The 20,369-nt window shown below is 73.6% G+C and carries 13 protein-coding genes and 1 pseudogene; 5 read left to right on the top strand and 9 right to left on the bottom strand.

What is annotated here, in order from left to right; genetic code table 11:
- Nucleotides 1-12 precede the first annotated feature (12 nt).
- Genes ABEB09_RS32505 through ABEB09_RS32515 form a run of 3 tightly spaced genes read right to left on the bottom strand, consistent with a single transcriptional unit; the run spans nucleotide 13 to nucleotide 4,561 of the window.
- Complete coding sequence (locus tag ABEB09_RS32505; protein WP_345693498.1) at nucleotides 13-1,365, bottom strand: protoporphyrinogen/coproporphyrinogen oxidase; 1,353 nt, start codon at nucleotides 1,363-1,365, stop codon at nucleotides 13-15.
- Nucleotides 1,362-3,236 (bottom strand): glycosyltransferase, encoded by a 1,875-nt coding sequence (locus ABEB09_RS32510; protein ID WP_345693499.1) that lies wholly within the window; start codon nucleotides 3,234-3,236, stop codon nucleotides 1,362-1,364. The genes ABEB09_RS32505 and ABEB09_RS32510 overlap by 4 nt, the downstream gene beginning before the upstream one ends.
- The gene (locus ABEB09_RS32515; protein ID WP_345693500.1) at nucleotides 3,233-4,561 is read right to left on the bottom strand and encodes a glycosyltransferase family 4 protein; all 1,329 of its coding nucleotides are present in this window, start codon (nucleotides 4,559-4,561) and stop codon (nucleotides 3,233-3,235) included. Before ABEB09_RS32515 ends, ABEB09_RS32510 begins: the two co-directional genes overlap by 4 nt.
- Nucleotides 4,562-4,593: 32 nt before the next feature.
- Here ABEB09_RS32515 and ABEB09_RS32520 point away from each other — a divergent pair, with 32 nt between their 5' ends.
- Complete coding sequence (locus tag ABEB09_RS32520) at nucleotides 4,594-5,658, top strand: glycosyltransferase family 9 protein (protein ID WP_345693501.1); 1,065 nt, start codon at nucleotides 4,594-4,596, stop codon at nucleotides 5,656-5,658.
- Here ABEB09_RS32520 and ABEB09_RS32525 read toward each other — a convergent pair.
- Entirely contained in the window at nucleotides 5,604-6,719 is a 1,116-nt protein-coding gene (locus ABEB09_RS32525) for a glycosyltransferase family 4 protein (RefSeq protein WP_345693502.1), read from the bottom strand. The genes ABEB09_RS32520 and ABEB09_RS32525 overlap by 55 nt on opposite strands.
- Before the next feature lie 380 nt (nucleotides 6,720-7,099).
- Between ABEB09_RS32525 and ABEB09_RS32530 the strand changes: the two genes are divergently transcribed.
- The 4 genes from ABEB09_RS32530 (at nucleotide 7,100) to ABEB09_RS32545 (ending at nucleotide 11,871) form a co-directional block, all read left to right on the top strand.
- The gene (locus ABEB09_RS32530) at nucleotides 7,100-8,548 is read left to right on the top strand and encodes a hypothetical protein (protein ID WP_345693503.1); all 1,449 of its coding nucleotides are present in this window, start codon (nucleotides 7,100-7,102) and stop codon (nucleotides 8,546-8,548) included.
- A complete protein-coding gene (locus tag ABEB09_RS32535; RefSeq protein ID WP_345693504.1) occupies nucleotides 8,536-9,291 on the top strand; it encodes an alpha/beta fold hydrolase in 756 nt (251 codons plus the stop codon). The genes ABEB09_RS32530 and ABEB09_RS32535 overlap by 13 nt, the downstream gene beginning before the upstream one ends.
- 146 nt (nucleotides 9,292-9,437) lie before the next feature.
- Nucleotides 9,438-10,727: an ATP-binding protein gene (locus ABEB09_RS32540; RefSeq protein WP_345693505.1), complete on the top strand. Its 1,290-nt coding sequence runs from the start codon at nucleotides 9,438-9,440 to the stop codon at nucleotides 10,725-10,727.
- 178 nt (nucleotides 10,728-10,905) lie between these two features.
- A complete protein-coding gene (locus ABEB09_RS32545) occupies nucleotides 10,906-11,871 on the top strand; it encodes a Rieske (2Fe-2S) protein (protein ID WP_345693506.1) in 966 nt (321 codons plus the stop codon).
- Nucleotides 11,872-11,899: 28 nt separating this feature from the next.
- Here ABEB09_RS32545 and ABEB09_RS32550 read toward each other — a convergent pair whose 3' ends face one another.
- The 5 genes and pseudogenes from ABEB09_RS32550 to ABEB09_RS32570 all read right to left on the bottom strand — a co-directional run bounded on the left by ABEB09_RS32550 (nucleotide 11,900) and on the right by ABEB09_RS32570 (nucleotide 20,199).
- A complete protein-coding gene (locus ABEB09_RS32550) occupies nucleotides 11,900-15,001 on the bottom strand; it encodes an ABC transporter substrate-binding protein (RefSeq protein ID WP_345693507.1) in 3,102 nt (1,033 codons plus the stop codon).
- Nucleotides 15,002-15,119: 118 nt separating this feature from the next.
- Nucleotides 15,120-17,308: pseudogene (katG, locus tag ABEB09_RS32555) on the bottom strand (catalase/peroxidase HPI).
- 337 nt (nucleotides 17,309-17,645) lie between these two features.
- Nucleotides 17,646-18,338, bottom strand: coding sequence for a hypothetical protein (locus ABEB09_RS32560; RefSeq protein ID WP_345693508.1), 693 nt, complete (start codon nucleotides 18,336-18,338; stop codon nucleotides 17,646-17,648).
- 197 nt (nucleotides 18,339-18,535) lie between these two features.
- Nucleotides 18,536-18,895, bottom strand: coding sequence for a hypothetical protein (locus ABEB09_RS32565; RefSeq protein WP_345693509.1), 360 nt, complete (start codon nucleotides 18,893-18,895; stop codon nucleotides 18,536-18,538).
- A gap of 194 nt (nucleotides 18,896-19,089) precedes the next feature.
- Complete coding sequence (locus ABEB09_RS32570; RefSeq protein WP_380839716.1) at nucleotides 19,090-20,199, bottom strand: glycosyltransferase family 4 protein; 1,110 nt, start codon at nucleotides 20,197-20,199, stop codon at nucleotides 19,090-19,092.
- Between the last annotated feature and the right edge of the window lie 170 nt (nucleotides 20,200-20,369).

The following is a 20,369-nucleotide window of genomic DNA, read 5'->3' on the forward strand; positions in this document are numbered from 1 at the left end:
ATCACCCGTCCGTCATGACGCCCACACCTGCTCGGGCGCCCCGTTCACCACGTGGTCGGCCCACTCGACGCCCTGCATGCAGGAGTGGTCCATGTTGCCGATCTCGTACCGCCACGCCCCGAACCGCCCCCGCGAGGCGATGCCGTGGCGGGACAGCCACGAGTGGATGACCCCCAGTGCGGCGTCCCGGTCCAGCGTCGGCACCGGATACGTCTTCGGCTCGGCGCAGTGCCAGGTGGACACGATCAGCGACCGGTCCGTCTCCCGCAGCAGCCCCGCCCGCACGAGCCCGTCGACGGCGCCCGCCACGGCCGACGCGCCGTCGACCGGCCGGTGCGCCGAGGTGGACGTCTCGGTCAGCAGGAGCGTCTGCCCCGGCCTGCGGACCAGGTGCGGCGAGTAGCTCGACAGGTAGGTGGCCCGGTAGAACGGGACGTCCGGCTCGGGGAAGTACACCCAGGTGTGCGGCGAGTCGATACGGCGGTCGACCGCCACGCCCACCACGTGCGTACCGGTGGACCGCAGCAGGCGTGCGGCCTCGGCGACATCGGCCGGGGCGCTCGCGCAGCAGCCGACGAGGTCGTCGAGCGGCATCGTGGACAGCAGCGCGTCGTACGCCCACACACGGCCGTCCGCGGTGCGCGCGTACCGCGCCCCCGGGTCGACGGCGACGACGCGGGCGTGCCACCGGACGCGGTCGACGACGGGCTCGGCCAGCCTCTCGAAGAGGTGCCCGGTCCCGCCGTGCAGCGGATAGCGGAAAGTGCTGTTGGGGCCCCAGTCCCGGGTCTCCTCACCCAGCACGACGTTGCGCAGCACCGCGTCCACGTCGACCGTCGCCACCCGCTCGCCGATCCACTGGTGCCCCATCTCCTCCGGCGGTGTCGCCCACACCTTGAGGTTGTAGGGCAGCATGAAGTGCCGGGCGATGCCGCTGCCGAAGGTGGCGTGGACCCAGTCCCGGAAGGTCGCCGGAACCCGGCCGTCCCGCCCGGCGCGCTGCGCGGCGATCAGCCCGGACAGGCACTCGAAGACCGTGCCGGGTTCGAGCCCGCGGATGTTGTTCTGGAACGGGTACGGGATGTACCGCTGCTCCATCCGGATCGACGCCTCGCGCCGGATCTCCGTGAAGTCGTCGCCCAGCAGCCGCTCCACCAGCTCCGTGTAGTACGGGTAGTGACTGAACAGCACGTGGCCGCCGATGTCGTACGTGAAGCCCCGCCCGTCGGTCTCGGAGCGGGCGAGGCCCCCCACCCGGCCGGTGGCCTCCAGGACCACGAAGTCGTCGTGTCCCAGCTCGCGCAGCCGGTGGGCCGCGCCCAGCCCGGTGGGCCCCGCCCCGATCACCGCGAGCCGCGCGCTCATGCGCGCCTCCGCGCGGCGGCGTGGCGGGGCCCCTCGGCGGCGCAGCGCCGCAACAGGGCGCACAGGGCGTCGGCGTGCGCGTCGAACGCGAAGGTGTGCCGCCGGTCGGCCACGGCCGCCCGGCGGCCCTTCATCGCGACCTGGTCCCGGAGCCGTTCCGCCACGTCGTCGGCGTCGTCGTACAGCACGCCGATGCCCAGCCCGTCCACCAGCCGCTCCGCGGCCACCGCGCAGCCCGGCCTGCGCTGCTGGAGCACCGGGACACCGGCGGCCATCAGCGCGGGCAGCCGTGCCGGCACGTTGAGGTCGTCCCAGGAGGCCACCGCGAGGTCGCCGCCGTTGGCGCTGCGCACGCGGTGCAGCCAGCCCGCGTCGTACCGGGACAGGACGCGCCGCCAGCCCCGCTGGTCGACGTGCGGATGCACATGGACGCGGCCGGGCGCGGCCCGTACGGCCTCGTCCAGCCACGACGTCCACGCGCCGCCCGGGCCCCGGTCGCGCACCAGCCCGTGGAAGTGCAGATGGACGCCGTGGGCGGCGAGGCGCGACACGAACGCGGCGTCCATGCCCAGCGGCCGGCCGATGACGACGGTGTGCGGCGCGCCGTCCGGATCGGTCTCGGAGAGGCGCGCCGCGCACGGCCCGTCGAACCAGTCCGCCTTGGGCAGGTCGCCGTCGAGCACGTACGACGTGGCCGGGTCCATCCGGTCCGGCAGCGCGAGGGCGAACCAGTCCCGCTCCTCCGGGGAGCAGAACAGCCGCGCGTCGGACAGCGTCACCAGGTCGGCCAGCAGGGGCCACTCGCCGCGCCGGACCGACGCCTGGGGCGACTCCTTGTAGTGCCAGACGAACGGCACGTCGGGCACGGCGCGCAGCACCTCGTGCGCGAAGGGCACGGCCCGCCAGTTCAGCTGGGCGTGGACGACGTCCGGCCGCACCGACCGCAGTGCGCGGGCCCAGTCCTGCCGCGGCAGATCGGCGACGTGGCCGAAGGGCAGCGGGCCCACGGTGTTCATGCCGAGCCCGTCGTCCGTCCACAGGCCGAAGAGGCGGTGGCCGCGCTCGGCGAGCGCGAGCACCCGCTCCGGGTTGTACGCGAGTTCCCCGACCAGCAGGATGCGCAGGCCGTCGGGCGCGGGCGGGTACGCGCGGTCCCGGAAGCGCCGGTAGAGGGCGGGTTCGTCGGTCTCGCCGCTGTCGGACGAGTGGAAGCGCAGGGGAGTGGTCACGCCGTACCGGCGGCGGAAGACGTTGAGGCCGCCGTCGTACCGCTCCCGGATGACCTTGTGGCGCTGGTCCGGGTGGTCCGTCCAGGTGCAGGTGGTGCGTCCGGTGGCGCGGACGGCTCCGTGGCGCCGCAGCACCGACCAGTACAGGCGCTCCAGGTCGTCGCTCTCGATCTCGTCCCGCTCCGGCCAGCGTTCCGGCACCCGGCGGTGGGCGACCTGCACCAGCTGGAGGGGGTGTCCGTCCGGGGCTCCCAGGGCGACGAGGTGTTCGTGGTGGCGTACGCCGGTGTGGGCGAGGGCGACGGCCGGGTCGGCCAGCACGTCGAGCAGCGCGGCGAGGTGGTCCGGGTCCCACAGGTCGTCGGACGGCAGGTAGGCGACGGCGGGGGCACGGGTCAGGCCGAGGGCCGTGTTGAGGGCCGCGCCCAGGCCGCGGTTGCCGGCGTGGCGGCGGTGGCCGACGCGGGGGTCGGTGAGGTACGGGGCCACGATGTCCGGCGTGCGGTCCGTCGACCCGTCGTCGACGACCACCGCCTCCCAGTCGGTCACCGTCTGGGCGAGCAGGCCGCGCAACGCCCGGCCGAGGAAGGCGGCCTGGTGGTACGTCGGCACGAGGACGGCGATGCGGGGGGTGGGGGTCATGGGGTGGACCTCCCGATGCGCCTCTCCGGCAGGGGGCGGTCGACAGGACCTCCGCCGATCCCGCGCCCGCCGCTGCGGCGTTCGTCGGTTCGGTGCTCGTCGGTCCCGCGTCCGTCGATGACCTGCCGGTAGACCTCCGCGACCCGCCCGGCCAGGACCGGCCAGGCGTACGCGGTGGCGACAGTGCGGCGGGCGGTCCGGCCGAGGCGCGCCGCGGTCTCCGGCTCGTCGAGGAGCCGGGCGACGGCGTGCGCGAACGACGCGGTGTCGCCCGCGGCGGCGAGCAGCCCCGTCTCGCCGTCCCGCACCAGGTGCGGGATGCCGCCCACCCGGCTGGCGACCACGGGAACTCCGGCCGCCATGGCCTCGACCAGGACCGAGCCCAGCTCCTCGTAACGGCTCGGCAGGACGAACACGTCGACGTGGCCCAGCACCGCCGGTACCCGCTCGTGCCGCACGAAGCCGGTGAAGCGCGCCGGTACGCCGAGTTCGTCGGCCCGCCGCTGCAGGGCCGCGCGCTGCGGGCCGTCGCCCACGACGACCAGCGACGCCCGGCGGGGGCCGAGGCGGGCGAACGCCTCCAGCAGGGTCCCGACGTCCTTCTGCCGGGCCAGCCGGCCCACGTACGCGATCCGCGGGTGCGGCAGGCCGGGGAAGGGATCGTCGTACGGCCCGGCGAACAGCTCGGGGGCGAAGCCCGAAGGGATCACATGGACCCGGCCCTTGGGGCAGGGGTCGTCGTCGCCGAGCCGGCGCGCCGCGGCCGGCGTCAGGGTGATGACCGCGTCGGCGCACGCGGCCACACGCCGTTCCACCGCCCCGCCGAGTGAGCGCAGCAGCAGACTGCGGGGGTCCCGGCCCCGCAGGGTGTGCCGGAGACTGCAGTGCAACGTGATCACGAGCGGGCACCCGTGCCGCAGCGCCGCCAGCCGCGCGACCGGCAGCACGGCCAGGTCCTCGCCCGCGTGGGCGTGCACGACGTCCGCATGCCGGTCGCCGCCGCTCCTCAGGGCCAGGGCGAGAGCGGGCGGGGCCCACAGCTGGCGCAGGACGGGCACACGCACACCCGTGCGGACGACCACCGCCGACCCACCCAGGCGGCGCGGGCCCGCCGGGCCGGACAGCCGCGACGTCAGCACCGTCTGCTCGAAGCCACGACGGTCCAGGCAACGGGTCAGCTCGGCCGTGTGGTTCTGCATCCCGCCGACGGGGTCGTACGGCGCGAGCAGCGCACCGCCACCGGCGCCCCTCGTGTCCGCTGCGGCCGAGGGCTCGAAGACCGACGTGAAGCGCAGCACGCGGAGCGGGGCGTCACCGGGCATCATGGTGCTCCCGCCCGCCTGCGAGGAGTCACCGCGTGGCCGGTTCTCCCGTCGCCCCTCTCGCCGATCCCTCGGTACGCCGAGTGGCGTACGTGCGCGCCCGCGTCGGACTCGGCGACCTGCTCTGCACGGTCCCCGCGCTGCGCGCCCTGCGGGCCGCCCGCCCCGACGTGCGGCTGACGTTCGTCACCTGGCCCGAGACGGCGCCGGTCGTCGGGCGCTTCCGGGCGTACGTCGACGAGTTGCTGCCGTTCCCCGGCTACCCGGGCATCCCGGAGCGCACGCCGCGGCCCGACCTGTTCGACGCCTTCCTGGCGGCGGCCGCCGCGCGCCGCTTCGACCTGGCGCTCCAGGCGTACGGGGACCGCCCGGCGGCCAACGAGGTGACGGCGTTGGTCCCGGCGCGGCGCACCGGCGGGTTCGCGGCCCGTGGCTTCACGGGTTCGGGCGCGCTCCACCTGCCGTACCCGGACCGCGTCCACGAGATCCACCGGCACCTGCGGCTGGTGGAGCACCTCGGCGTGCCGCCCGGCGCGGACGACACGCCGGAGTTCCCCGTACGGGTCGCGGACCTGACCGCGTACGCGGCTCTCGGCCGGGCCCACGGCCTGCGCGAGGGGCGCTACGCCGTGCTCCACCCGGGTGCGACGTGCGCCAGCCGCCGGTGGCCGCCGGAGCGGTTCGCCGCCGTCGCGGACGCGCTGGCGGAGCGGGCGGGCCTGCGGATCGTGGTCACCGGCGTGCGCGGTGAGGAGGCGGTGACGGCGGCCCTCGCGCGCCACGCCCGGACGCCGGTGGTGGACCTGACCGGGCGGACGACGCTCGGCGCGTTCGCGTGCCTGCTCCGAGGCGCGGCGCTCCTGGTGGCCAACGACACCGGGGCGGCGCACCTCGCGGCCGCGACCGGAACCCCGAGCGTCACCGTCTTCCTGTCCGGCGACCCCGTGCGGTGGGCCCACCGGGGCCGTCGCCACCGTGCCCTGAGCGCCGGGGTCGCGTGCAGCCCGTGCCCGCACCTGACGTGCCCGATCGACTTCCGCTGCGCTCATGCGCTGGCTCCCGGGACCGTCGTGGCGGCGGCCCTCGCGCTGCTCGGCTGAGCCGAAGCCGCGGCCGCGGCCAGCACGTCGGCCGTCGCCGCCACCATGCCGGCCGCGTCGAGGCCGCCCACCGCGAGGCGCCTGGCGCGCAGGCCGAGCCGCCGGGCGCGTTCCGGGTCCGCCACCAGGCCGCCCAAGGCGCGGGCGAGCGCGGCCGGATCGTCCACGGGGACGGTCACCACCGTGTCGCCCAGCACTTCGGTGACGTCCCCGACGGGTGTCGTCACGCACGGCAGCGCGTGCGCCATCGCCTCCAGCAGGGCGAGCGAGAGCGCCTCCCGGCGGGACGGCAGGCAGAAGACGTCGAGTCCGCGCAGGAAGGCCGGCACGTCCGCGACGAACCCGTGGAACCGCACCGGCAGGCCGGCCGCCGCACGCTCCAGCGCCGCCCGGTCGCGGCCATCGCCGGCCACCTCGACCGTGATCGGGTGTCCCTCCGCCACCAGACGGGCGACGGCCCCGACGAGCACGTCGAAGCCCTTCTGCTCGGTCAGCCGCCCCACGGCCCCGATACGGCAGGGCGTGCCGCCCGACGCGCGGACCGGCGGCGCGGCGCGCGGCGGAACGTCCACGCCGTTGCGGACCCGGACGACCCGGTCGCCGGGCACGCCGAAGCGTTCCCGCACCGTCTCCGCGATCTCGCGGGAGACCGCGATCACGGTGGTCAGCCCGCCGTACAGCGCGCGCAGCGCGACGGTCGCGTCGTGCGCGTGACCGGGCATGTGGAGCGTCGCGACCGTCGGGGCCAGGGCGCTCGCGGCGGCCAGGGCGGCCCGGTTGCTGCCGGGGTCGACCAGGTTGACGTGCCAGACGTCCACGGCGTGCCCCGCGAGCAGCGACGCCGTCGCGTGCCCCGGGTCCCGGCCCCGCAGGAGCGGCACCACGGTGACGTCCTCGCACAAGGCGTGCAGGTCACGGAAGTGCGGGGCGACGGGCTCGGCGACCACGAGGCGGCGGCGGAAGTGCGCCGGGAGGCGCCGCAGCAGCTGCCGCACGTACACCTCGGCGCCGCCGAACGCGTCGCTGTCCACGAGGAGGCCGACACGGACGGGCTCCGGCATGGTGACGTCCTCTCGCGCGGGATCGGCGGAACGTACCGTTCCTGTTCCCGTCGCGCTCCGTACGCCACCGCGGTTCACCCGTCTGCCGCCGGCGTGTCGCCGCGTCGGACAGACGCGCGATCCGCGACCGCGCCGCCGTGCCCATGGCCGCACCCGAGGCGCCCTTCCGCCGGCTCCGCCGAACCGTCCCGAGCCGTCCCGTCCGCCGGACGCCGGCGCCCCGCCTCGTGCCACGTGTACGCCCCGGCCCTGCGGGTACCGGACCGGCGACGCGCCAGCCGAGCCCCAGGGGGCACCATGATCGTCTGCGCCGAATCCGCCGCCCCGGCAGGGCCTGTCGCCGCCGTGGCCACGGCCGACGCGTCCAGAGGCGGCACCGGATGACCGCCGGTCCCGTACGACGCCTGCGGACGGCCCGGTGCCTGTGCGACTTCGACTCGTCCGTGACGTCGGTGCGGGCGGTGAGCCGGTTCCTGCGCGGCCAGGACTTCCCCGGGCTGGGTGTCGCGCCGGGCTCCGCGCGCCTGGCCGACCTGCTGTCGCACCTGCCCTCGCGGGCACGGCGCCGGGCGTACGTACTGGTGGCGCACCTGCAGGGCGCGCCCGTCTCCCTGGTGCGGCGGCTGACCGGCGAGGACCTGGCCGCGTGGACGGCCGCACAGTACGGCCCCGGCCCGTACCCGGCCGTGTTCATCGGCGCGGGCAGCGGCGCCGCCGTGCACCTGGCGGCCGCCCTGGGCGCGCCGGTGCTGCCGCAGACGTACCTGGTGCCCGTACGGGCCCGGATCGACCCCGACCGGCCCCGCGCGGCCCTGCGGGCCGGCGCGGGGCTGGGCCGCGACCTGGTCGAGGCCGACCCCGAGCTCGCGCTGTGCCACATGCACGACCCCAGCCAGGACCGGGCGATGATCGTCCGCTTCGCCTACTTCCGCTTCAAGCGGTTGCGCCTGGGCGCGGAACTGCGGCGCTTCCTGGAACAGCGGCTCGCGCCGGGGGCGACGGTCTTCCTCCTGGACTGCACCCTGAGGTGGCCGATGACGGTCTTGGGCGACCGGCAGCGCTTCCAGTTCGGGGCCCTCGGCGGCATGGCGCCGGACGAGTACGTCACCGGCAGCGAACGGCTCGCCGAGCACCTCGCGGAGCAGGGCTCGCCCGTACGCCGGTGGGACGCGCCCCCGGCGGACCAGACGTACCCCGAGGCCGAATGGGGGTACGACGACGCCCTCACCCCGGACGTCCTGGCGCTGGCCGAGCGGTGCGGCTACCCGGTGCGGCGCGTCACCGTCGCCGAGCCCGAGCACCTCAGTCCCCTTGTCGCCGAGTTCTACCGCTGGTGGTACCGCCGCCGCGGCCTCCCGGCGGACGACCGGCTGCTCGTCGAGACGTACAACCAGTGGGAGCCGTACTGGACGCTGCGGCTCGGAGCCGTGCCGTTCTGGCTGCAGTTCACCGCGCGGCCCTCGTACGACTGGGCCGCGGAGTACCTGGCCCGGGCCGAGCCGTACCGGCACATCGCCGTGAACCTGTTCTCCAACGGACTGCGCTCGGTCGGCCAGGTCCCCGCGGAGGACTGGCGGGGACTCGCGCGGCGGCACGCGACCGTGAGCGGCGACCTGATCGGCGTGGACGAGACGGCCTATCCGGAGGACCTCGGCAGCACCCTGCGGTACCGCCCGGCGCTGGCGGACCTGCCCGGGCGTCTGCCCCTTCCGGCGCCGGTGACCCTGGCGGAACTGGACGAGTTCCTGTCCGGGGTACGGGACACCGACGCGTTCCGGGCCGCCCCGGTGGAGCGCCTGACGGAGGGCACGCGCGCGTGGAGACCGTGAGCGCCTACCACGACGGCGTGCTCGGCCGCATGCGCAGCCGGGCCGTGGGGCGGCCCGCGCCGGGGGTGCCCGAGGTCGTCCTCGTACAGGGCATGGGCGTCGCCGACTACCTCCTGCCCGGGCTCGCGGCCTTCGCCCGGTGGACACGGGCCCACCTGGTGGAGCTGCCGGGGTTCGGCGGCAGCGGCGAACCGCCGCACGAGCTGGACGTCCCGGAGTTCGGGCGCTGCGTCGCCGACTGGCTCACCGCACAGGACGTGGGCCGCGTGGTCCTGGTGGGCCACTCCAGCGGCACACAGGTCGCCGCTCGCGCCGCGGTCGGGCACCCCGCGGTCGCGGCCGTGGTGCTGGCGAGCCCGACCGTCGACCCGGTCGCCAGGGGGCGGTTGCGGCTGCTGGTCCGCTGGCGTCTGGACGGGCGCCGGGAGCCGCCGGGCCTCAGCGAGTCGCACCGCCCGGAGTGGAAGCGGGCGGGCCTGCGACGGCTGCTGCACACGGCACGCGCGCACCTGGCCGACGACCTGGAGGACGCGGTCGCCCGGCTGCGCGTGCCCCTGCTGGTCATCCACGGCAGGGACGACCTGATCGGCACCACCCGGTGGGCCCGGCACCTGTCCGGGCTGGTGGCCGACGGCACCTGCGTGGAGGTGCCGGGCGCGCACACCTTCCCCTGGCTCGACCCGGAGGCGTGGTCCGAGCCCGTACGCCAACTGGCGGTGCGGGTCGCCGAGAAGGACGGCTGAGGACCCGCGCCCCCGGTGCCGCTCAGGCGAGCGCGCGGCAATGGACGGTACGGAGCAGTCGCGGCCGCCGATTGTGCACGACGGCAGCGGACGCGCTTCCGCGGCGCCCCTAGCCTCGGCGCAACGGACAACGAGGGGCGGTACCGGTGAACTGGCTGATCCACGACTACCGAGAGAGCGATCTCGCAGCGGTGGTGCACCTGATCGACACCACGGCGGAACTCGGGCAGGAATCGGTCTTCTCCCTCGCCGAGTGCATCGGCGCGCTGACCTCCCGCCAGCCCGCCGTCGTCGCCGTCCACCAGGGCGTTCCCATCGGGGCCGCACTCGCCTGCGTGTCGGGGGAGCGGGCCTGGGTGATGCGGATCGCCATCTCCTCCGGCTGGCGCGGCAGGGGACTCGCCAGTGCCCTGCTGATGGAGCTGGAGCGGCGGCTCGTCGCCGCCCGCGTCGGCCGCATCGCCTACGTCCTGCCGGAGGAGGAACTCCTTGGGGAGGGCCTCCTCAACGCCGGGTACACCCGTCGGCCCGCCGTCGCCTACTTCGAGAAGGCGGAACCGGCGCACGGTCCGTCCGCCGGTCTGCTGGAGGACCTCGGCGGCCGGTTCCTGCCGGGCGACCTGTGGGCCAAGGTGTCCGGGATGGAGACCGAGAAGGACCTCATCGAGCGGCGCGTCGTACTGCCCCTCGCCGAACCCGAGCGGGCCGCACGGCACGGCGTACGCCCGCCCCGCGCCATCGCCCTCTTCGGCCCTCCCGGAACCGGCAAGACGACCTTCGCCCGCGGCATCGCCTCCAGGCTCGGCTGGCCCTTCGTCGAACTGCTGCCCTCCCGCCTCGCCGACGAGGGGAACCTCGCCGCCGCCCTGCGCAGCGCCTTCGCCCGTATCGCCGAACTGGAACGCGTGCTCGTCTTCATCGACGAGGTCGAGGAGATCGCCCCGGTACGCACCGAACCCGCCCGGCCCGGCGGTGTCCACGGCGTGACCAACGAACTGCTGAAGCTGATCCCCGGCTTCCGCGAGCGCGACGAACGCCTGCTGGTGTGCGCCACCAACTCCGTACGCTCCCTGGACCCGGCGTTCCTCCGGACCGGCCGGTTCGACTACGTGATCCCCATCGGCACCCCGGACGAGGCCGCCCGGGCCGCCATCTGGTCCCGCTACACCGAGGGCCGCGCGGACATCGACATCCCCGCGCTGGTCGCGGCGAGCGAACTCTTCACCCCGGCCGACATCGAGCACGCCGTCCGCGTCGCCGCGCAGGTGTCCTTCGAACGGGACCTGGAGACCCTCGGCACCGGCGCGGCCTCCACCGGCCCCTTCGGCGCGAGCACCGAGGACTACCTCGCCGCGATCGCCCAGTGCCGCTCCACGGTCAGCCCGGCGATGATCGACGAGTTCCGCTCGGACATCACCACGCACGCGCGCTTCTGACAGCTCCGGCCGCGGCTCCGGAGAGGAGTTTCGGCCGGAGCCGAGGCGCCCGGGCGGGTCAGGCCGGGCTGATGGTCCAGAACGACCCCGGGCAGCCCGTGCTGCTGCCCCGGCTGAGGGTGACGTACCCGGACGGGAGGCTCGTTTCGTCCGGGCTGGAGCGGCTACCCGCCCCGACATGGACCCGTTGGCGAAGCGTCATCACGCGACTGTGGCGGTGCGGCGGCTCCTGCCGTCGGCGGAGGGGCCCGGCCGGGTCCTGCGCGGTGTGGACCGGCTGGAGCGGTGGCCGGGCGCCGACCGGCTGATCGACTCCGTGCGGGCGGCGGTCAAGGCGGCTCCGCTCGGCCCCGGGCGGGATGTGCTGCACGGGCGCTGGCTCGGGCATCCGCTGCACCCGGTGATGGTGCAGCTGCCCCTCGGCATGTGGCTGTCCGCGGCCCTGCTCGACATGCTGTCCGGCGACCGCCGGAGCGCCCAGGTGCTCGTCGGCGCCGGACTGGCCACGGCGGGACCCGCGGCCCTGGCCGGCTGGACCGACTGGGCCGCCCTGCCCAAGGAACAGCAGCGCGTCGGCCTCGTGCACGCGGCCACCAACATCACCGCGGTCGCCCTCTACACGGCCTCCTACGCCGCGAGGCGCCGGGGGCTCGCGGGGCCCGGCAAGGCGCTGGGCCTGGCCGGACTGTCGGCCGTCGGCGTGGGCGGCGCGCTGGGCGGCCACCTCGCCTACCGTCAGGCGGCCGGCGCCAACCACGCCGAGCACGTCCACCATCTGCTGGAGCCTGAGTGGCACACGGTGGGCGACGTGGCCGGTCTTCCCGTGGGACGGGCGGTGCGGCGCCATGTCGGCGAGGTCGCGGTCATGGTCGTCCGCGAGCCCGGAGGCACCGTCCACGTCCTGGCCGACCGGTGCAGTCACATGGCGGGGCCGCTCTCGGAAGGCGAACTCATCGACGGCTGCGTGCGCTGTCCCTGGCACGGCAGCGTGTTCCGGCTGGCCGACGGCTGGAACGTACACGGCCCCGCGACCGCGCCCCAGCCCGCCTTCGACACCCGGATCGTCGACGGCCGGCTGCAGGTACGCCTGCGGCTCCTGGGCGCTGCCGACGACGGGGACGAGGAGGAGGGAGGACGGCCGTAGCCTTCGTCCCCCGGTGCGGTCGTGCCCGTCATGTGCCGTCGCTGGTCCCGAGAGCCTGAATGTCGACCATGCCGTAGGCCTCGTGGACGTAGACGTTGGTCAGTCGCGGGTGGCGGTAGTTGAGGGCTTTGTCGGCGACTACGGGCAGGTAGTACGCGCCGTCGGTGACCTTGTGGTTGATACGGCGGTAGATCCCGGACGCCTTGGCGGCGTCGGTCTCCGTCTCGGCCTGGGCGAAGAGGGCGTTGATCCGGGGATCGTTGATCTGCGCGTAGTTGACGCGGTCGCCCGCCGCGATGAGGCGCCCGTCCGCCAGGGGCCGCAGGAAGCCGGAGCCGTGGGCGTAGTCGGCGCCCCAGGCGACCACGATCAGGCCGTAGCCGTTCTCCTTGACCGTGCCGGGCGAGCGGACGGCCGTGAGGAACTCCGTCTCGTCCCGCTGCAGGATCTCGACGGTGATGCCCACGGCCTTGAGGGCCTGCTGCAGGGCCTCGGCCGACGCGACGTCCTTGGGCCTGTTGTTGCGCACGACGAGCTTGGTGGTGAAGCCGTTCGGTTTGCCGCAGGCCCGCAGTTCCTCCCTGGCCTTCTCGGGCTGCGGCTTGCCGCCGGTCAGGCCGAACGGGTCGTAGTCGTCGGCGCCCGGCATCGTCGGCGGCAGCATGTTGCCGTGCCGGGAACCGGCCGTCGGACCGCCGCGCGCGGTCTGGAGGGCGGTCGTGTCGGCCGCGTACAGCACGGCCTTGCGGCAGTGCACGTTGTCGAGCGGCGCCGTTTTCGACACGAGCGAGACGTACCGGAGGTAGCCCGTGTACGGAGCGTCCGTCTGGGCCTTCAGCTTCGGGTCCTGCAACACCTTGCTCACGTGGCGCTGCGACAGGCCGCCCTGCTGGGCGTCGAGGTCCGCGAGGCCCGCGACGAGCCGTGTGCCCACCTCTTCGGGGTTGGTGGAGAAGGACAGCTCGATCCTGTCCGGCAACGCCTTGCGCAGCGGGTCGGTGGCCCGGTCCCAGTGCTCGTTGCGGACGAGGACGAGCGACTTCGACGGCGTGTACGACGCGAACTTGTACGGGCCGGAGGAGACGGGCTCCTTGCCGTAGCGTGCGCCCGTGTCCCGCTTCCGCGGCACGGGGGAGGTGGCGCCCATGGCCAGCAGGTACGGGAAGCGCGAGTCGGCTTCGGCGAGCCGGAAGACGAGTGTCCGGTCGTCCGGCGTCTCGACCGACCTCAGGCCCGACTTCCCCGCGCCGCCGCCCTTGTACGGGCCCTGGTAGTTCTGCCCCTGGTCCAGCGACTCGATCAGGTGGACGGGGCCGCCGCTGAGGACGTCCTGCGCGAAGACGCGCTCGATGCCGTACTTGACGTCCTGCGAGGTGATCGGCGTGCCGTCCTCGAACTGCAGACCGGACTTCAGCCGGACGGTGTACGTCCTGCCGTCGGGCGATACCTGCGGCTGGGCCGCGGCCAGGTCCGGAACGAGGTTGAGGCCCTGCCTGCCCGGCTTGGCATCGTAGGCGAGCAGCGTACGGGCGTAGAGGCGCTGCATGTTCCAGACCCAGCCGTAGTACGAGCGGGCCGGGTCCCAGGAATCGGCGTCCGAGCGGCTCAGCAGGCGGAGCGTGCCGCCCTTCTTGTCGGACGCGTTGACCACCTTGCCGACCGCGGCGTCGAAGCCCGCGGGGGCGGTGGAGGAGCTCTTTTCGCCCTCCGCCCCATGGGACTTGCCCTTGCCCAGGTTGGCGAGCAGGGCGGTGATGCCACCACCGGTGACGAGGGCCGCGACGAGAGCGATCGCCACGAGACGGCGGCGCCGGGCGCGGCCCGGCGGCTGCGTGGGGAGGCGGCCGGGCGACGTGGGTGACGCGGGCGTCCTGGTGGAGACGAGGAGCGGCTCGGTGGCGGGCGGACCCGACGGTCGTGGTGCCTCGGGCGCGGGGGCCTGCGCCGGCGGCGACAGGGGCGGCGCGGTCGGTGCGGCGGGCCCAGTCGGCGTCGGAACCGCCTTGTCGTTCTTGTCGATCTCGTCGATCGCGGGAGTCGGCGTGGCCGGGGCCCGCGCGGGCTCTCGGTCGACGAGGGCCGGCGGCTCGGCGGGCGCTGGGGCCGGCGGGACCGCCGCCGGCTCGGGCTTCTTGTCCAGGGAGACCCGCGGGTCGGGGCCGGGCACCGCGTCGGCGGGGACACGGGGGTCCTGCGGCGGTTCCGGGTTCGCCGCGGGCCGGGGCGCGGTCCGGGCGGTGGTCCGGTCCGTGAGGGCCGTCGCCACCGCTTCGGGCAGCCAGTCGGTCTCCTGCGGCAGCCCAACCCCGTACGTCTGCCCGCCGGCATCCCCGAGTAACTGCGCGAACTCGGCCAGCAGTTCCGGAACCGTCGGCCGCCGCCCGGGGTCCTTCGCGAGACACCGGCCGACGAATCCCGTACCCGCCGGCAGCCCGCCGAGTTCCGGTTCCTCGTATACGGCGCGGAAGTTCACCGAGTGCGGGGAGCCCGTCCCGAAGGGCGCGGCCCCGGTGCCCGCGAAGGCCAGTACGGCGCCCAGCGCGAACACGTCGCTGGCGGGGCCGACGGTGCGCCCCGTCACCTGCTCGGGCGACATGAACCCGGGGGTACCGACCACCATGCCCGTCCGCGTCAGGACGCTCGCCTCCGAGGCGATCGAGATCCCGAAGTCGATCACGCGGGGTCCGTCGCCGGCGAGAAGGACGTTCGACGGCTTCAGGTCACGGTGGATCAGCCCCGCACCGTGAATGGCCTCCAGGGCCTCCACCAGTCCGGCTCCCAGGACGAGCAGCGAACGCCGGGCCCACGCCCCGTGGGCGCGGACCGCTTCGTCGAGCGGCATGCCGGGAACGTAGGCGGTGGCGAGCCAGGCGGGTGAGCCCTCGGGGTCGGCGTCGACGACGGCCGCGGTGAAGAATCCCGTGACGCGCCGGGCCGCCTCCACCTCGCGGGCGAACCGGCGCCGGAAGTCCGGGTCCTCGGCCAGTTCGGCGCGCACCACCTTCACCGCGACCATCCGGCCGCTGGTGGAACGGCCCAGGTACACGCGGCCCATCCCGCCCACGCCCAGGCGCGCGAGGATCCGATAGCGCCCGACCTGCCGCGGGTCCGCCTCACCCAGCTCGTGCAACTCCGCCCCCTGCCGATGAGCCCCGCCCCCGGGGGACCGTCCGGCGACGATTACATCAGACCGAGCCGTCCGGGGAAGCCCCGGTCGGCCTACGAGGGGGCCGACCGGGACACCGGACTCAGCGGAGGTCGAACCGGTCGAGGTTCATCACCTTGTCCCACGCCGCCACGAAGTCACGGATGAACTTCGCTTCCGCGTCCGCGGACGCGTAGACCTCCGAGACCGCCCGGAGTTGGGAGTGCGAACCGAAGACGAGGTCGACGGCGGTGGCGGTCCACTTGACCTCGCCCGTGGTGCGATCCCGGCCTTCGAAGACGTTCTCGTCCGCAGCCGACGCCTTCCACTCCGTGCCCATGTCGAGCAGGCTGACGAAGAAGTCGTTGGTCAAGGTCTCCGGCCGGTCGGTGAGGACGCCGTGCCGGGACCGCTTGAAGCCGGTGTTCAGGGCCCGCATGCCGCCGATCAGGACCGTCATCTCGGGAGCGGTCAGCGTCAACAGGTTGGCGCGGTCCAGCAGGAGCGTCTCCGGCGACAGCTTCTCCCCTTCCCGGAGGTAGTTGCGGAAGGCGTCCGCCTTGGGTTCGAGGACGGCGAACGACTCCACGTCGGTCTGCTCCTGCGAGGCGTCAGTACGCCCCGGTGCGAACGGGACCGTGATGTCGTGGCCGGCGTTCTTCGCGGCCTGCTCGACGGCCGCGCACCCGCCAAGGACGATCAGGTCGGCGAGCGACACCTTCCTGCCGCCGGTCTGCGACCCGTTGAAGTCCTGCTGGATCCGCTCCAAGGTCCGCAGCACCTCGGCCACTTCGGGCAGGGCGTTGACCTCCCAGTCCTTCTGCGGCGCGAGCCGGATCCGCGCGCCGTTGGCCCCGCCGCGCTTGTCGGTGCCGCGGAAGCTCGCCGCCGACGCCCAAGCCGTTGTGGCCAGCTGGGAGACGGACAGCCCCGAGGCGAGGACCGTGCTCTTGAGGGCGGCGATGTCCTCGTCCGCCACCAGGTCGTGATCGACCGGGGGGACCGGGTCCTGCCACAGCTGCGGCTCGGGGACCCACGGCCCGAGGTAGCGCGAGAGGGGGCCCATGTCGCGGTGCAGCAGCTTGTACCAGGCCTTGGCGAACGCCGGCGCGAGCCTGTCCGGGTTCTCGTGGAAGCCCTTCGCGATCGGCCCGTAGACCGGATCCAGCTTCAGCGCGAGGTCCGTCGTCAGCATCATCGGTGCGTGCCTCTTCGACGGATCGTGGGCGTCGGGCACCGTGTCCTTGGCCGACGGATCCGTCGGGGTCCACTGCTTCGCGCCGGCGGGGCTCGTCGTCAGCTCCCAGTCGTACCGGAACAGGTTGTCCAGGTAGCCGTTGTCCCACCTCGTCGGCTCGGAGGTCCACGCGCCCTCCAGCCCACTGGTGAGCGCGTCGGCGCCCTTGCCGCTGCCGTACGTGTTCCGCCAGCCGATGCCCTGCTGCTCGATGGAGGCGGCCTCGGGCTCCGGGCCGATGTACGAGGGATCGACCGCCCCGTGACACTTGCCGAACGTGTGGCCGCCGACGATGAGCGCGACCGTCTCCTCGTCGTTCATCGCCATACGCCCGAACGTCTCGCGGATGTCCCTGGCGGCGGCCAGCGGATCCGGATTGCCGTTGGGGCCCTCCGGATTGACGTAGATCAGGCCCATCTGCACGGCACCGAAAGGACCGGTGAGTTCCCTGTCGCCGCTGTAGCGCTCATCGCCGAGCCAGGTGTCCTCGGGCCCCAGAAGATTTCCTCGGGTTCCCAGATGTCCTCCCGCCCGAAGCCGAAACCGAAGGTCTTGAATCCCATCGATTCCATGGCGCAGTTGCCGGTGAAGACCAGAAGGTCGGCCCAGGAGATCTTCTGCCCGTACTTCTGCTTGACCGGCCACAGCAGACGGCGTGCCTTGTCGAGGCTCGCGTTGTCCGGCCAGCTGTTGAGAGGCGCGAAGCGCTGAGCGCCCGTGCCGCCGCCGCCCCGGCCGTCGGCGATGCGGTACGTCCCCGCGGCGTGCCAGCTCATCCGGATGAAGAGCGGCCCGTAGTGGCCGTAGTCGGCGGGCCACCAGTCCTGGGACGCCGTCATCAGCGCGAAGACGTCCCGCTTGAGGGCGTCGAGGTCGAGGGTCGCGAACTCCTTCGCGTAGTCGAAGTCCTGGTCCATCGGATTGGAGCGGGACGAGTGCTGATGGAGAACCTGGAGGTCCAGCTGATTCGGCCACCAGTCCCGATTCGTCTTGGGGCGAGTCGGCGTGGGGGTCGGGGAGGAGATTGCCGGGTTCTCGCTTTCGCTGCCGGACACGTCCGTCCTTCTTTCTGTCTCGGTGGTTCCTTCTGCTGGCTGCTGCTCTTGACGTGGTCTGCCTGTATCGGCGTCCGTATGGTCGCGCACGGCGGACCGCACCGCTAAGAGAACACGCAGAGGCGCACGCGAGGGCCTGCGAGAAGGGCATGCGAGAAGGGCATGCGAAAAGAGCGCGAAAGAGAACACGAAAAAGGCGGGTTTTCCGATGACCGAATCAGCCCGCCGGCGCCGGGGGCGCCGCGTGCCCCCGGGCGGGCGGGACCGCTGATTTCGCATTCGTAGCGGCGTATGTTCTGCCCGGTGGCCCGGTTTTGGAACACCTGGGGCGGAGGCGTCAGAGGCGGGGCGGGGACGGGACGGTGTCCCGCTCCCGTACGAGGGCCCGCAGGGCGGCGGGGTCCTCGGCGGCTTCGAGGTAGCGATGGCACAGCGCGGCATTGGCCTCGTACTGCGGGCCCTCCTTGACCGCCGGCGAGTGGTGCAGGGCGTAGGCCCGGCCTTCGTGGCGGACGGGGGGTGCGCCGAGAAGGGTGGTGTGGGCGACCTCCCATGCGGCGTCCTCGAAGCCCCAGCCGCGGAACCGCTCGTCCTGTCCCCCGTGGGACCACCATGTCGCCGGGGTGGTCACGTAGACGCCGCTGCAGGCGCCGTGGACCGTGACGGCGGTGCAGTCGCGCAGCGCCCTTCCCGCCCGGTGCTGCGCGGTACCGTCGGCGCCGAGGGACCGGTACTCGGTGTAGGGCAGATGGACGAGACCGCTCGCGGCGGCGCCTCGGATCGCCTGCCACAGCGGGCACTCCTCGACCAGCGTGTCGGCGTCGGCGACGACGACCACGTCGGCGCCGGACCGTGCGGCACGGCGCACGCCCTCGTTCCGGCACGCGGCGGGGTTGAACGGCTCGTCGTCGGTGTCGATGTCCGTCACGGCGATGGCGGGCAGCGCGCGGCGCCAGTGGGCGACGCTCACGTCATGGGCGTACTCGCGGCTGGGCTGGGGCCGGAAGGGCATGACGACGGCGATCTTCACAGCTCCTCCTGGGGTGGTGGGCAGCCGCTGCGGGCGGCGCGTCTCTGAGGTGTGGGCGGGGGACGGCGGGGTGGCGGCCCGGTCTTGTGTCGGGGCGCTCGTAGCCGGGGCCGTCCGGCCGGCGGTCGTGCCGACCGGACGGCCCGGTAGGGGGTGGACGACACGTCCGGACTGCGCGGACGCTGCCGTCTCCGGCCTCAGGAGCTGGTGATGTCGGCGACGACGAGCGCCGTGACGGTGCCCCTGAACTTCCAGGCCGCGTCCCTCGCGTCGTTGGGGTGGTTGCGGCGCCAGATGGTCATCCTGACGGTCCCGTCGTACTCCGCGCTGGAGGACGGGATGAGTTCCACGGCCACCTCGTCGAGCGACATCGAGCAGTGGTGCACGTTTCCGCCGTGGAGCACCTCCAGCTTGCATGCCTGGAGGGCCACGTTCATGACCGGCCTTCCATCGATCTTCCGGACCTTGCCCTTGAGGGAGAATCCCGACGTCAGGCTGGTCTGTGCGGACATGGGCGCGGAGTCCACCGTGAAGGTGACCGTCTTGAATTCGAGCACGGATCTTTCCTTTCGTTCGAGCCGAAAAATTGCTTGCTTCGTGTCTGCGGCTGGTGTGCCGGGTGGCCGCTGGAGCCAGTTCGCTGCGATGCGGCTCCGAGGACCTCCTCAGCGGATGACCACCACCTCCTGTCCCCTTCTCGTCCTGCGGGCAGGGCTGCTGCCCGCTCGGTCCGTGGCTGCCGGGGCCCTGTTCACTGGGAGCGCCACAGCCGGCGTGCCGCACTCGCGCCGCGGAGCGATGCCGGCCGGCGTTCCCGGGCCAGCGACTCGACCGCGTCGCACCACAGGTCGAGGTCCGACTCCCTGGTCAGCTGTTCGGATCGGGCCTTCGCACGCCGGGACGCTCTCGCCCAGTTGACGGGGTCCCGCAGCGCGAGGAGGGCGTGGATCCAGGCGTTCACGTCGTCCCGGTAGGCGAAGATGCCTGCTGCTCCCAGGGACTCGACCAGCCCGGGAGTGGGATGGGCGATGACCGGGATACCGGACGCGCACGCCTCCACCGCCACGCGGCCCCAGGACTCGTACAGGCTCGGCATGAGCATCACCCGCGACCGGCTGTAGACGTGCTCGCGCATGTTCGTGCCCGGAACGCTGTCGACGACTTCGCAGTTGGGCAGCCGAGGGGGCGGCATGATCTGCTGGCCGTAGGCGCCGCGGACGCCCAGGAAACTCCACTCCGGTGTCCAGGCGGCGATCCGCCAGAAGAGCTCGCCGCCCTTGTCGGCGTTGAGGTTCACCAGGGTCGCGCGGTCGCCCGGCTCGGTGCGGTAGTCCTCCGCGATCACCGGGGGGCGCACCACGATCGTGCGCTTGGGCAGGAATTCCGGAGGGTACCGCGCGTAGAAGATCTCGCCGTCCCGCCGGATCCACTCGCTGTTGTAGACGAGGAGGTCGGCTCCCGCCGCGTTGTGGAAGGTCGTCGCGAAGTTGTCGTGACAGATCACCACCACGGGGATCTGCCGGGTCCGGGCCAGACCTGACACCAGGGGGACGTTCTCGAAGTGGGAGATCAGCACGTCCGCCTTCTGCACGGCGGCGGCGAAGTCGGCGCCTTCCTGGTACGGGACCACGCTCACGCCGCCGATGTCGTAGCGCTTCTCGATGCTCCCGGGATGGGAGAGCCAGACCGTCACCCGGTGGCCGTGCTCGACCAGCGGCCGGAGCATCGAGTGGAGCATCCACTCGGACCCCGCGTTGTGAGTCGGTGGGTAGCCGTACACCCGGGCCGCGATGGACAGGCTCTTCGGCCGTGTGAACGAGACCTGAGGAGGCATGTGCGCGCGGGTCGCCGCCGAGTCCACGTGTATCTGCTCCCTTCGGAGGGACGGGATGAAGACGAGGGGGAGGGCGCCCGGGCGACCGCGTCCGCAGGGCCGGCGTGGCCGGGGCCTCCCGGTGGGCGCCCCGGCCGCGCCGAGCCGCGGCTCTCTCATGGCGGCCTTCCGGCGGGCAGGTCCGAACCGCCGCCGGG

This window comes from Streptomyces coeruleoprunus, assembly GCF_039542925.1.
Taxonomy (GTDB): Bacteria; Actinomycetota; Actinomycetes; order Streptomycetales; family Streptomycetaceae; genus Streptomyces; species Streptomyces coeruleoprunus.

Coding starts and splice junctions, on each gene's coding strand:
- ABEB09_RS32510 (WP_345693499.1), bottom strand. CDS start 3,236: ATGACCCCCACCCCCCGCATCGCCGTCCTCGTGCCGACGTACCACCAG.
- ABEB09_RS32505 (WP_345693498.1), bottom strand. CDS start 1,365: ATGAGCGCGCGGCTCGCGGTGATCGGGGCGGGGCCCACCGGGCTGGGC.
- ABEB09_RS32530 (WP_345693503.1), top strand. CDS start 7,100: ATGACCGCCGGTCCCGTACGACGCCTGCGGACGGCCCGGTGCCTGTGC.
- ABEB09_RS32515 (WP_345693500.1), bottom strand. CDS start 4,561: ATGATGCCCGGTGACGCCCCGCTCCGCGTGCTGCGCTTCACGTCGGTC.
- ABEB09_RS32545 (WP_345693506.1), top strand. CDS start 10,906: ATGGACCCGTTGGCGAAGCGTCATCACGCGACTGTGGCGGTGCGGCGG.
- ABEB09_RS32525 (WP_345693502.1), bottom strand. CDS start 6,719: ATGCCGGAGCCCGTCCGTGTCGGCCTCCTCGTGGACAGCGACGCGTTC.